5 protein-coding genes are annotated in these 13,606 nt (G+C 71.4%); 2 read left to right on the forward strand and 3 right to left on the reverse strand.

All coding sequences use genetic code 11. The features are described from left to right. Positions 1-40: 40 nt before the first annotated feature. Together P2PM1_RS22580 and P2PM1_RS22585 are read left to right on the forward strand one after the other, a co-directional pair. Entirely contained in the window at positions 41-7,633 is a 7,593-nt protein-coding gene (locus tag P2PM1_RS22580) for a type I polyketide synthase (RefSeq protein ID WP_186400647.1), read from the forward strand. Positions 7,634-7,718: 85 nt separating this feature from the next. Further along, positions 7,719-9,059 carry an aminotransferase class I/II-fold pyridoxal phosphate-dependent enzyme gene (locus tag P2PM1_RS22585; RefSeq protein WP_186400652.1) on the forward strand — a complete coding sequence of 447 codons (1,341 nt, stop codon included), beginning with the start codon at positions 7,719-7,721 and terminating at the stop codon, positions 9,057-9,059. A 31-nt stretch (positions 9,060-9,090) separates the two neighbouring features. On the opposite strand, the gene P2PM1_RS22590 is transcribed toward P2PM1_RS22585, so the two are convergent. The 3 genes from P2PM1_RS22590 to P2PM1_RS22600 are packed head-to-tail and all read right to left on the reverse strand — an operon-like array spanning position 9,091 to position 13,353. Next, a complete protein-coding gene (locus P2PM1_RS22590) occupies positions 9,091-10,722 on the reverse strand; it encodes a hypothetical protein (RefSeq protein WP_186400648.1) in 1,632 nt (543 codons plus the stop codon). Further along, positions 10,719-11,999 (reverse strand): capsule biosynthesis protein, encoded by a 1,281-nt coding sequence (locus tag P2PM1_RS22595; RefSeq protein WP_186400649.1) that lies wholly within the window; start codon positions 11,997-11,999, stop codon positions 10,719-10,721. The genes P2PM1_RS22590 and P2PM1_RS22595 overlap by 4 nt, the downstream gene beginning before the upstream one ends. A gap of 1 nt (position 12,000) precedes the next feature. Beyond that, on the reverse strand, positions 12,001-13,353 hold the full coding sequence (locus P2PM1_RS22600; RefSeq protein WP_186400650.1) for a capsule biosynthesis protein: 1,353 nt from the start codon (positions 13,351-13,353) through the stop codon (positions 12,001-12,003). Positions 13,354-13,606 lie beyond the last annotated feature (253 nt).

Genomic DNA, 13,606 nt, shown 5'->3' on the forward strand with positions numbered 1-13,606 from the left:
CCGCCGTTGCCCGAAAAGCACCGCTACGGAAGAGTTCTGAATGTCCTTGCGCGCGAATAGCACCGTCATCACCGGTTATGCGGCCCGCCTTCCCGGGGCCGGCACAGTGGATGCCTTCTGGACACTGCTTGACGACGGACTGTGCTCGGTCACCGAGATCGGCGGCGACCGGTTCGACACGCGCGGCTTCCATCATCCCCGGCCGGGCGTGTCCGGGCGCAGCTTCACCTTCGCCGCCGGCCAGATCGACGACGTGTGGGGCTTCGATGCCAGCTTCTTCGGCATCTCGCCGCGCGAGGCGGTGCAGATCGACCCGCAGCAGCGGCTGCTGCTGCAGGTGGTGTGGGAGGCGATCGAGAACGCGGGGCTGCGCGCCTGCGACCTTGCCGGCAGCCAGACCGGCGTCTATGTCGGTGCCTCCGGCCTCGACTATCACCAGCGGCTGCTGTTCGACCTGCCCTCCGTCGATGTGCAGACGATGACCGGCAACACGCTGTCGATCATCTCCAACCGCGTCTCCTATGCCTTCGACCTGCGCGGCCCGAGCTTCACGCTCGACACCGCCTGTTCCTCCTCGCTGGTGGCGCTGCACCAGGCGGTCAGCGCCATCGAGAGCGGGCAGATCGACACGGCCATCGTCGCCGGCGTCAACCTGCTGCTCAGCCCCTTCTCCTTCATCGGCTTCGCCCGCGCCTCGATGCTGTCGCCGCAGGGCCTGTGCCGCGCCTTCGACGCCTCCGGCGACGGCTATGTCCGTTCCGAGGGCGCGGTGGCGTTGGTGCTGCAGCGCGACACCATCGCGCGCGAGCCGCGCGCCCGCATCCTCGCCACCGGCATCAATGCGGACGGGCGCACCGCCGGCCTGTCGCTGCCCTCCTCGCCGGCGCAGAAGACGCTGCTGGAGAGCATCTACAGCGAGAAGCTCGGCATCTCGCCGGACGATCTTGCCTTCGTCGAGGCGCATGGCACCGGCACCCAGGTCGGCGACCCGGCCGAGGCCACCGCGCTCGGCACCGCCATCGGCCGCAAGCGCGGCGCGCCGCTGCCGATCGGCTCGGTCAAGACCAATGTCGGCCATCTGGAGCCGGTCTCCGGCCTCGTCGGCATCCTCAAGTCGGTGCTGGCGCTGCAGCACGACCGGCTGCCGAAGTCGCTGCATTTCGACGAGCCGAACCCGAATATCGACTTTGCCGACCTCAATCTTGCTGTCGCCGCCGAGCCGGTCGCGCTCCCGCAAGGGCAGCGCCCGCGCCTTGCCGGTATCAACTCCTTCGGCTTCGGCGGCACCAATGCCCACACCGTCATCGGCGACATGGAGCCGGCGCAGCCCTGCGACAGCCGCGTCGCCGACACCGCGCCGCTGGTGATCTCGGCGCGCTCGCAAGCCGCCCTGCGCGAGTTGGCCGGCCGCTACGCCGTGCTGGTCGTGGACCCCGGCACGCAGACCGGTGCGGTGATCGACGCCGCCGCCCGCCGCCGCGACCTGCACGACCACCGCCTCGTCGTGCTCGGCGACAGCGCCGCCAAGCTCGCCGCGCTCACGGCCTTTGCCGAGGGCAAGGAAGCGCCCGCCGCCATCGAGGGCAAGACCGCCCCGCGCACCCGCGGCGTCGCCTTCGCCTTTTCCGGCAACGGCTCGCAATGGGCCGGCATGGGCCAGCAGGCCTATTCCGGCGACAAGGCGTTCCGCGAGGCGCTGGAACTCGTCGACCGGCATTTCATGACGGTGTCCGGCTGGTCGCTGGTCACCATGCTGTTCTCCAAGGACCTGGAGACGGAGATCGAGCGGACCGAGATCGCCCAGCCGCTGCTCTTTGCGGTGCAGGTGGCCCTGGTCAGCGCGCTGAAGGCGCGGGGCCTTGCCCCGTCCGCCGTGCTCGGCCACAGCGTCGGCGAGGTGGCGGCGGCCTGGTGCTCGGGCATGCTGGATCTCGCCACCGCGACGCGCATCATCCATGCCCGCTCGACGCAGCAGGAGGTGGTGCGCCATCTCGGCAGCATGGCGGCCTTGCTGCTTCCGCCCGAGGAGGCTGAGGCGGCGATCCTTGAAGCCGGCCTGCCGGGCATTGAGCTCTCGGCTCTCAACTCGCCGCGCAGCGTCACCATCTCCGGCCCGTCCGAGAGCATCGACGCCTTCGCCCGCCTCGCCCGCAAGAAGCGGTGGGCGCTGCGCAAGCTCAACATCGCCTACCCGTTCCACAGCGCGCTGGTCGATCCCATCGAGACGCCGCTGCGCGAGGCGCTCGGCACGCTGAAATGCGGCAAGCCGGCGATCCCCTTCCTCTCCTCGGTCACGCCGGAGGAAGAGGAGGTCACCCCCGACGCCACCTATTGGTGGGAAAACGTCCGCCGGCCGGTGCGCTTCACCGACGCGGTCGCCCGCCTTGCCGAGCAGCCGGTCGACCTCGTCGTCGAGATCGGCCCCAAGCCGGTGCTCACCACCTATATCCGCGACGTGCTGCGCAGCGTCGGCAACCAGACGCCGGTGCTCGCCAGCCTGGAGGCGCCGCGCGGTGAAGGCGCGGCAATCCCCGATATCGACACGATCGCCGCGCGCATCGTCGCCCATGGCGCGGCGGCCGATCTGGACCTCTATGTCGGGCCGGAAGGGAGCAACCTGCCGGTGCTGCCGAGCTATCCCTGGCAGCTCACGTCCTTCCTGCCGCCGGAGACCGACGAGCGCATCACCGCCCATGGCGAGCGCGGCTGGCCGCTGGCCGGCAAGCGGCTGCGGCCGGAGACGGCGGAGTGGTTCAACGTCGTCGACCTCGACCTGCTGCCGTTCCTCGCCGACCACAAGGTCGAGCAGACCGCCGTCTTCCCGGCGGCCGGCTATATCGAGATGGCCCTGCGCGCCGCGCTGCAATGGACCGGCGAGGCGCGCATCGAGGTGCGCGATCTCGAAATCCTGCGCCCGCTGGTGCTCGACGAGGGCAAGACCTTCGAAACCATGGTGCGCCTGTCGCCCGACGACCGGGTGATCGAGATCCATGCCCGCCAGCGCCTTTCCGGCGCCGACTGGTCGCTCTATGCCAAGGCCGGGTTCCGCACGCTGGCGGTGTCCGGCGCCGCGCCGCAGGCGGATGCCGATGCGGCTGGCACCGAAGTCTCCCATGACGAGATCTACCGGCTGACGCTGGCGCATGGCCTCGACTACGGCCCGGCCTTCCGCCTTGCCGACGGCGCCGTGCTGTCCGGCGAGCGCGAGGCGCGGCTCGGCCTGCTGGCCCCCGCCGCCCTGCCCGAGCCGGAGACCTTCGCCCTGCATCCGGCCGTTGCCGATGCCGGCTTCCACGGCCTCTTCGCCCTGCTCGGCCAGCGCACTGAACCCGTCGGCGGCGGCTTCCTGCCGATCCGCTTCGGCGCGGTCGAGCTGCATGCCCCTGCCTCCCTTCCCGTTGCCGTGCGCATCCGGGTGGACAAGGGCAGCGCCCGCTCGCTGGTCGCCAGCTTCGACTATCTCGACGCCGAGGGTGGCCTCGTCGCGCGACTCACCGGCGCCCGCTTCAAGGCGGTGCAGTTCCACATGGCCGATACCGACCACCGGCTGCACTACCGCGTCGTTCCCCGCCTGCTGACCCCGGCCGACGCCGGAGCGCCGGTCGTCCGGCCGCTCGCCGCGCTTGCCGAAGAACTCGGGCTGGTGGCGAGCGAGGATTACGACCCCTCCGACGCTGCCCTGCTCGCCGACGCGCTGGCCCGCACCGTCGCCCACCGGGCGCTGCATGCGGTGCTTGGCGACGAGCCCTTCCTGCTTGCCGACCGGATCCGCGCGGGCGCCCTGCATGAGAGCGCCGCCGCCTTCGCCGCCCATTTCCTGCATCTGCTGGCGCAGCACGACCTCGCCCATCAGGAGGACGGCGCCTGGCGCATCGCCGATCCCGCCGACGGGCTCGACCCCGCCTCGCTGGTGCAGACGCTGGTCTTCGAGGCCGGCGCCCACGGCTCGCAGGCGACCCTGCTCGCCCGCCTTGCCGACGATCTGCCGGACCTGTTGCGCGGCGGGCTGCCGGCCAGCGCCGGCGATGTCTTCGCCTCGGCGCTGCTGGCCGGCTGGCGCAATGCCGATCCGGCGGCGCAGGCGCTGCGCCGCGCCTGTCTCGACCTTGCCGCACGCGCCGTCGCCGACTGGCCGCGCGAGGTTCCGCTCTCCGTGCTGGTGCTGGGCGAGCGTTCGTTCGCCGCCGCCCGCCATCTCGACACGCTGCTGTCGCCCTACAACGCCACGCTCACCGTCAGCGATCCGTCGCCGGCGACCGTCGAGCGGCTGCGCCGCAACTGGCAGGGCAGCGCCCAGACGCGCTTCCTGTCGCCGGAGGACGGCGCGCTCATCGAGGGCGGGCCCTACGATCTGGTGGTCTGCTGCGACACGCTGAGCGGCGCCGGCGATGCGCTGCTCAAGGAGCTCGTCGCGATGCTGTCGCCCGGCGGCCAGCTTCTGGCGCTGGAGCGCGCCCCCGCCACCGACGCCGAGCTGATCCTCGGCACCGGCGCCGACTGGTGGACGGCCGTTCCCGGCGCGCCGCTTCCCGCCGTCCCGCTGCTCGACCGTGCGGCCTGGCAGGCCCGCCTTGCCGCCTTCGGCCTTGCGGACGCGCAGGCGCTGCCGCTTGCCGGCGGCGAGATCGACGCCAGCATTCTCGTCGCGGCCGCCCCGGCCCGCGCCAGCGCCGCCAACGGCAACGGCGCGGCGGACAACGAGGCCGAGCCGCGTCGCCTGGCGATCGTCTGCGACGCCAAGGGGCCGTCGCGGGCCGTCGCCTCGGCGCTGCGCGAATGCCTGAAGCCGCATGGCATCGAGGCGGTGCTGGTCGCCGCCGGCACGCCGACGAAGGGCGACGACCTGCTGCGCGCCGATCTCGACGATCCCGCGACCTGGGGCGAGGGCACGATGCTCGCCGCTGCCGCCCGCGACGGCATCGTCCATCTCGCCGGCGCCTATAGCGGGACCGGCTCCGGATCTGGCGAGGATGCCAGCGCCGTGCTCTCGGCCCGCACCTGGCAACTCACGCAGATGCTCAAGGGGCGCGGCAGCGCCACCGGCCCGGTGATGCTCGTCGCGCCGGAGGGCGCGCGCGCCCTCGCCCGCGGCACCGCCCCCGACCCGGTGCAGACCGGCGTGTGGACCTTCGGCCGCGTCGCCATGAACGAATTCCCCTCCGCCGGCCTCAGGCTCGTCGACATCCGCCGCGATCTCGACGCCAGCGCCGCCGCCCTGCGCCTTGCCGCCGAGATCGTCGGCGCCGGCCAGTGCGACGAGCGCGAGCTGGTGATCGACGGCGACACCCGCCTCGGCCTGCGGCTCGAGCGCGGCCCGGACCTGCCGCGCACGGGCGATGCGGCAACGGACGCCGGCACCCTGCGCCTCGACATCGCCCAGCAGGGCTCGCTCGACCGCCTCGCCTGGTCGCAGGTTCCCGCCCGCGCCCTTGTCGGCGACGAGGTCGAGATCGCGGTGGAGGCGAGCGGCCTCAATTTCCGCGATGTGATGTGGGCGCTCGGCCTGCTGCCGGAAGAGGCGCTGGAGGACGGTTTCGCCGGCCCGACGCTCGGCATGGAATGCGCCGGCACGGTCGTTGCCACCGGACCGCAGGCCCGCCGCCTGCGCCCCGGCGACAAGGTCATCGCCTTCGCCCCGGCCTGTTTCGCCAGCCGCGTCACCGTCTCGGAAAAAGGCTGCGCCCGCACGCCGCAAGGGCTCGATCCGGAAGCGGCGGCGACCATCCCCGTCGCCTTCCTCACCAGCTATTACGCGCTGCACCGGCTCGCCCGGCTGGAGCCGCACGAGACCGTGCTGATCCATGGCGGCGCCGGCGGCGTCGGCCTTGCCGCGATCCAGGTCGCCCGCCATATCGGCGCGACGATCATCGCCACCGCCGGCAGCCCGGAAAAGCGCAGCCTGCTGCGCCGGCTCGGCGTCGATCATGTGCTCGATTCCCGCTCGCTGACCTTCGCCGACGACGTGATGCGGCTGACCGGCGGCAGGGGCATCGAGGTGGTGCTCAACTCGCTGTCCGGCGAGGCGATGGAGCGCAGCATCGAGGTGCTCGCCCCCTTCGGCCGCTTCCTCGAGCTCGGCAAGCGCGACTATTACGAGAACACCCATCTCGGCCTTAGGCCATTCCGCCGCAACCTCAGCTATTTCGGCATCGATGCCGACCAGCTCCTGATCCACCAGCCGGCGCTGGCCGAGCGGCTGCTCGACGAGCTGATGCAGCTCTTCGCCGATGGCGCCCTGTCGCCCCTGCCCTATCGCGCCTTCGAGGCCGGTGAGGTCGTCGCCGCCTTCCGGCTGATGCAGAAGGCCGGCCATATCGGCAAGATCGTCATCCGCCCGCCGCAGCAGCCGGCCGCCCGGCCTGCCGCGCCCGCGCCCGTCCGCTTCGAGAGCGAGGCCGGCAGCCTGGTCGTCGTCGGCGGGTTCGGCGGCTTCGGCGCGGCCTTGATCGGCCGTCTCGCCGACATGGGCGCCACACGCATCGACGTGCTGTCGCGGCGCGGCGCCACCACGCCGGAGGCCGCTTCCCTCATCGAGGCGATGGGCCGTCGCGGCGTCACGGTCGTCGGCCATGCGTGCGATGCCGCCGATGAGAACGCCGTCACCGCCGCCCTTGCGGCGATCCGCAAGGAGGCCGGCGCGATCCAGGCCGCGTTCCACACGGCGATGGTGCTGCACGACACGCTGCTTGCCAATCTCACCCGCGAGCAGCTTGACGCGGTGCTGGCGCCGAAGGTGCGCGGCGCGCAGCTTCTCGACCGGCTGACGCGCGGCGATGCCTTGCGCCAGTTCGTGATGTTCTCCTCCGCCACCACCCTGGTCGGCAATCCGGGGCAGGCGAACTATGTCGCCGCCAACGGCTATCTGGAGGGTCTTGCCGCCCGCCGCCGGGCGGAAGGCCTGCCCGGCCTTGCGGTCGCCTGGGGCGCGATTTCCGATGCCGGCTACCTTGCCCGCAACGCCGAGGTCGGCGACCTGCTGGCCCGCAAGCTCGGCCGCCATGCGCTCTCGGCCCGCGAGGCGCTGGACGGGCTGGCGGTGCTGATGGCCCTGCCGCAGGACGACGTCGGCGCAGCGGCGCCCGGCTATGCCCGCATCGACTGGGCGGCGGCCCGGCGCGACCTTGCCCTGCTCGCCATGCCCTTCGCCGAGCGGCTGGGGATTTCCGCGGGCAATGACGGGTCCGGCGAGGGCGGCGCCATCGACCTTGCCGCGCTGGTCAAGGGGCTCGACCGGGCCGGCGCCATCGCCAAGATCGGCAAGCTGCTGGCCGTGGAGATCGGCCGCATCCTGCGCATCGGCGAGGACGACATCGACCCGGCCCGACCGCTGACCGAAGTCGGCATGGATTCGCTGATGGCGCTGGAGCTGCGCATGGCGGCGGAGCGCCAGTTCGGCATCGACATCCCGCTGATGTCGCTGGCCAATGGCGCGACGCTCGCCGACATGGCCGCGCGCATCGCCGATCAGGTCCTGTCGGGCGACAGCGGCAACGGCGCCGACCTGTCCAGCGAGGCACGGACCAACGCCATGCAGCATCTCGGCGAGGACGTGTTCGACGGCGACGCGGAGGCGCTGGCCGAGGTGGCGGCCGAGGTCGAGGAACGCACGCGCAACGTCCGCTCGCTGCTATAGTGGGCCAGCGGGCGCAAGGCCCGGTTCTTGAGGAGAGGGAAACTTGGATCATCACGGCAGCAAGTCGGACGAGCGGCGCGAGCTGATGGCCAGCCTGCGCGCCGGCCACAAGGCGGCGCGCCAGCGCCAGCCCGCGCGCCCGGCCGCCCCGGTGCCGCCGCCGCCCGGCCCCGCCGCCTTCGACTTTTCCGAGCTGCCGCAGCTTCGCCAGTTGCGCATGCACCGGGCCGCGGCCGATCTCATCGGCCTCGACAATCCGTTCTTCCGCGCCCATGCGGGCGTTGCCGGCGCCACCACGGTGATCGACGGCAGGACCTTCGACAATTTCGCCTCCTACAACTATCTCGGGCTGAACGGCCATCCGGCGGTCAACGAGGCCGCCACCCGCGCCATCGCCACCTATGGCACCAGCGCCTCGGCCAGCCGCGTCGTTGCCGGCGAGCGGCCGATCCACCGCGAGCTGGAGGACCGGCTCGCCCGCCTCCACGGCGTCGAGGACGCGGTGGTGATGGTCAGCGGCCATGCCACCAACGTCACCGTCATCGGCCATCTGATGAAGGGCGACGACCTCATCCTCACCGATTCCCTGGTGCACAATTCGGTCACCGAGGGCGCGCGCCTGTCGGGCGCGGCGCGGATGAACTTCCCGCATGGCGATCTCGACGCGCTGGAGCAACTGCTGTCGCAGAACCGGCACAAGTTCGACCATGTGCTGATCGTCGTCGAGGGCATCTACAGCATGGACGGGGACTATCCCGACCTTGCCCGCCTGATCCGGCTGAAGCAGAATTTCGACTGCTGGCTGCTGGTCGACGAGGCCCATTCGATCGGCGTCCTCGGCGCCACCGGGCGCGGGCTCGCCGAGCAGTATTCCGTCGATCCGCGCAGCGTCGAGATGTGGATGGGCACGCTGTCGAAGACCTTCTCGGCCTGCGGCGGCTATATCGCCGGCTCCAAAGCCCTGTGCGACTATCTGCGCGCCACCGCGCCGGGCTTCGTCTTCTCCGTCGGCCTGTCGCCGGCGCTGGCCGGGGCGGCGATCGCCTCCGCCGACCTGATGGAGCGCGAGCCCGAGCGGGTGCGGCGGCTTGCCGCCAACGGCCAGCGCTTCCTGGCGCGCGCGCGCGCCGCCGGCCTCGACACCGGCCCCAGCGCCGGGCTCAGCGTCATTCCGGTCATCGTCGGCGATTCCATCGGCGCGGCAACGCTGTCCAACCGCTTGCTGGCACGCGGCATCAACGCCCTGCCCATCGTCTTCCCGGCCGTTGCGGAGAAATCCGCCCGCATCCGCTTCTTCATCACCAGCGAGCACAGCAGTGAGCAGATCGACCGCGCGGTCGATGCCACGGCCGAGGAACTGGCGAAGATGCGGGAGGAGAATGTCGGCTTCTCGTCGCTGGTCAAAAGCGTCCGCCAAACCAGTTAAGACGGCGAGCTAAGCCCGCCAGCAGGCGACATCACAGCCCCAGCTTGCGCCCCAGCCAGGACAGCTCCTGCCGGATCCGCGTCATGATCCGGTGGCGGGTGCTCGCCCGCTGGCTTTCAAGACGCGAAATCAGGAATTCCGGCCCGCAGGGCACGAGGCTCACCGGATCGACCGTCAGCGGATAGTCGATGAAGGCGACATGGGCGAGCGTTGCGAGATCCAGCCGCCGCCCGCGCCTTGCGCAGTCCGTCAGATCCTGCGTCAGCCCCCATCCGGCATAGAACGGCATGCCGTAGACGGTGACGGGTTTGCCGCGCAGCAGCGCCTCGAAGCCGCTCAGCGAGGAGAAGGTCTCGACCCGGTCGGCGAGATCGACAAGGTCGAGAATATCGCAGCCCTCGACCACCTGATCGGCGAGCCCTTCGGTCTCATGCGGCTCCAGCCGACCGGCGCGCAGGCGTGCGGCCACATCCGGATGCGGCTTGAAGAGGATATGGGCTTGCGGGTTGCGGGCGCGCACCTGGCGCAGCAGCTCCAGATTGACGTTGTCGCAAGCCGCGCAGTCGATGGTCGCCGACAGCGAGCGGCGCACGCCGGCATCGTCCGCCACCTGCCCCGGCACCAGGATCACGGTGCGATCACGCGGCACGCTCGGCAGCGTGCCCGTGCCGCCGACATTGTACTTGGTGACCCGCGCCTTTTGGATGCGGGCGACCAGCCCCTCCGCACGCGCCCGCTCGGCCGGCGACAGCACCCGTTCGGCCAGCAGCCGCTCCATGCGGCTTGGCCGCAGCGCGTCGAAATAGATGCCCTCGTCGTCGAAGCCGACCGAGGCGCCGCGCGCCAGTCCCGCGCCGAGCCCGACGGAGCGCAGGAAGCCGTCCTCGATCCGCCACAGCTCGACGCCCGCGCGCGCCGCCGCCGCCTCGACCTCCTCGGTGACGCCGGCCGCCCAGCCGAGCGCCCGCCCGCCCTCGCGCGCGGCGCGGGCCATCGCCTCCTCCGCATCGGCGCAGAAGGCGAAATCCCCGCCGGGGCCTGCCAGCGCTGCCCGGATCGTCGCGTGGTTCCAGGACTTGGCGCCGAAGCAGAACAGCGGCTTTTGCGAAACCTCCGCCCGCCGCGCCGCCGCCGCCACCCCCTGCAGCGCCAGCACCGCCGGCAATGTGGCCGCCGCCTCATAGGGCGAGGGATGGACATGCGCCGACGACAGCACCATTCCCGCCCGGTTCTCGGCAAGCCCGAAACTCCGGCACAGCGCCGCACCCCAGCCGGCCGTGTCCTCACCAGTGCCCGCTTCACCAGTGCCCGCTTCCAGCGCCGCCACCGCCGCAGCGCTCGCTGCCGCCTCGCCCTCTCTCAGGACCGTCCCCGGGTCGACCGGCAGGAGCGCCACCACCAGCGTCTCGCTTGCCAGCGGCGCCGGCGGCGCGTCGAGCCGCAGCAGCCCGGCCAGCAGCAGCGGAGTGCCGGCCTCGACCGCCTGCCGCGCGCCCTCTTGCACCTCGCCGCTGCCGGCCAGGCACACCAGCCCCTCGCCCTTTTTCGGCGACCGGGTCGCCGTCACCGCCGGCGCGCCGAGCATCGCGGCCAGCGCCGCGGCATGCGGCCGAAGCTCCCTATCCACCAGCAGCCAGCGCCGGCATTTGGGCGACGCGCTCACAGCGGCACCCCGATCGCGCGGGCGCGGGCAAGGCGCGGCGGCGGCTCGACATGCCACTCGGGATCGGGTGCGGTTTCCTCCAGCAGCCGCGCGCTCATCGTCGCAACAGCCTCGTCCAGCCCCGCGCGATTGTGGATCGAGCCGCGCAGTTGCGAGCTTGCCACCACCACTTTCAGAAAATCGGCGAGCAGCGCCGGATCGGGCACCCTCGGCGCCTGCCAGAACTCGGCGAGCGGGTCGCGATGGGTCAGCCCCGCCATGTCGTAGAGCGCCGGCGTCAGCAGGGCCACCGGCACGCCGGCCCGCAGCGCGTCGAGCCCGGCGGTCGAGTTCACCGTCACCAGCCCGGCAAGGCGCGGGAACAGCGCTGCCAGCGAGCCGCCGTCGAGGAAGGCAATCCGGCCCCGATCCGCGCCCGCATGGCGCGCGATCTCGGCCCGCCAGTCCACCTCGCCATTGTCGAGCGGATGCGCCTTCACCACCAGCCGGGCCGCTTTCGGCGCGCCGTCGCGAAAGGCGGCGATCACGCGGGCCAGCGCCGCGCGCATCGTGCCGAACTGCGACTGCGCCAGGATCTGGTAATCGCCCTCCACCTGCAGCGGCAGCAGGAACAGCGGTCCGTCGCTCCCCAGAAGCTCCGCCTCGATGCGCGCCGCTTCTCCCCTGCGCCGCCGCCCGCCGGCAAGCCGGAGCGCCCAGGCGAGGTAATCGGCAAGCGGATGGCTCGGCGTGTGCCGGCGATAGAAGGGATGCAGCGGAAAGCCGGCGACATTCGGCAGGTGATAGGCAATGTCCTGCCAGGCTTCCAGGGCGAAGGAGCCGGGATAGCGGGGCGACAGGTCCGGGTCGCCCAGCCGCGCCGCCGCCCGGCGAATTACGTCCGGATCGTCCGGCAGCCGGCTCAGCACGCCGAGCCCGCCGCGCGCCAGCGTCATGTAGCCCGGCCGCAGCAGCCCCAGTTCGGTCACATGCACCGCGATCCCGCGCGCCTCGGCTTGCAGCACCGCCGGACGGTGATACGGCCGCGTGTCGCCATGCAGGACGAGATCGGTGACGCCGCCCTCCTGCATCAGCCGCGCCGCCTCGGCCGGCCAGTCGGCAAGGCGCCCGCGCCAGAACCGGCATTCCCGCCCGTGCCAGTGCAGCCAGTCGCCGCTGCAGAAATTGACCCGCGTCACCCGGTGGCCGGCCGTCGCCAGTCTTTCGCCGATCCTGCGGTAGAGCGGCGACAGCGGCCCTTGCAGAAACAGGAAATGCCGGGCGCGGCTGCCGCGCATCTCAGCCGCGCCAGGCACGCCACCACCGCCCGGCGCGCCCGCGCGCCCGCATTTCCTCGGCAAAACTCATCGGAATGCCGAGCCGCCGCGCCTTTTCCGTGCGCGGCGCCGGGCGCACGCAGGCGGCGGGCTCGTTGATACTGTTCTGCGTCAGCCGCCGCGCCAATTCGTCGGCGGCGGCCTGCTTGCCCTCGTCCGTGTAGAAATTGCCCTGGATCTGGATCGCATGGCCCATCAGCCGCTGCACCGCGTCGTAGACGCCGGCATCGGGCGCCTGCGGCGTCCTCCAGAACCGGTCGAGCGGCAGTTGGCAGGTCAGGCCCGGCAGGTCGTAGACGGCAACGCCGAGGATCTTCACCGGGCAGCCGAGCCGCACCGCGTGCAGGCCCGTCGTCGAGTTGACCATCAGCGCGCCGGAGGCGTGTTCCAGCAGCGTCACCAGATGGCCGCCATCGACCAGATGCACCCGGTGCTTGACCTTGTGCTTGCGGGCGAGCTGGCGGACGATCCGCCCCCACGGCTCGATGCCCTGGTCCATCGGGTGGATCTTGACCACCAGATGCGCCGCCAGATGCGCATGCGCGGCGAAGGAGGCCAGCACCTCGTCCAGCGCCTCGGCGAGATGGCCGTATTGCGAATTGTAGCGGAGCTGGTAGTCGCTCTGGAGCTGCAGCGGGAAGACGAAATACGGGCAGCGCGACTCGATCAGGTCGGCGATCAGGATGTTGGCGTTGCGGTCGCGGCTGCGGGCGAAGACCAGCCGCGGCACCATCGCCAGATATTCGAAGACCGGGTGATAGAACTTGTCCTGGGTGAAGCGCGGCCAGAACAGGAAGACGATGGAATTGACGAGGTGGAACACCACCTCGTGCATCGCCTCCAGCCAGAACGGATGGCGATAGCGCACCGTCAGGTCGATCGGCGCCAGCACCGCTGCCGCCTCGCGGATCGCCGCCACGTCGTCGGGAAACAGCGAGCGCGCCGACATGCCGTCAAGTTCGGCGGTGATCCAGTCGGGCCGCAGATAGCCGTTCTCATAGGCGATGGTGCGCAGGCCGAGCCGGCCGGCCAGCTCGATCGCCGCCGAATGGTAGGGAAAGCGGTCCTGGTAGAAGACGATGTCGGTGACGCCGTGCTTGCGGACATAGGCCTCCAGGAAGGCCGGCCAGTCCGTCAGGCTGCCGCGATAGCTGGTGCAGCGGGCATCGTGCCACAGCAGCCAGTCGGAGAGGCTGAGATTGATGCGCAAGCTGCGGTGGCCGCGCGCCTCCAGCGCATCGGCGACGACGCGCGGGAAATCCGAGGGCGGCCCCTGCAGAAACAGAACCGTGCGCGTTGGCGTCTCTTGCGACATGTCAGGCGTCCAGTGCGACGCGGGCACGGCGGCGGGCCAGCGTCTGCATCACCGACGGACGTCCCCTCGCCGGGGCGAGGTCCGATGTCAATTGCTGGCCAGCGCGTCGATCGATCTGGCACTGGTCAGCAGCGGGCCGATGATCTGCAGGAACTTGCCGAACTCCGCCGTCGGATGGTTGGCGACGTAGATGATATCCTTGTCGCGCATCTCAAGCGAACGGGCCAGGAAAAACGCCTCGGCCGCGCGCAGG

The sequence above is a fragment of the Stappia sp. P2PMeth1 genome (assembly GCF_900185735.1).
GTDB lineage: Bacteria > Pseudomonadota > Alphaproteobacteria > Rhizobiales > Stappiaceae > Stappia.

Bases quoted from the DNA above. Each gene is read 5' to 3' on its own strand.
- P2PM1_RS22585 (WP_186400652.1), top strand. From the start codon at position 7,719: ATGGCCAGCCTGCGCGCCGGCCACAAGGCGGCGCGCCAGCGCCAGCCC.
- P2PM1_RS22595 (WP_186400649.1), bottom strand. From the start codon at position 11,999: ATGCGCGGCAGCCGCGCCCGGCATTTCCTGTTTCTGCAAGGGCCGCTG.
- P2PM1_RS22580 (WP_186400647.1), top strand. From the start codon at position 41: ATGTCCTTGCGCGCGAATAGCACCGTCATCACCGGTTATGCGGCCCGC.
- P2PM1_RS22600 (WP_186400650.1), bottom strand. From the start codon at position 13,353: ATGTCGCAAGAGACGCCAACGCGCACGGTTCTGTTTCTGCAGGGGCCG.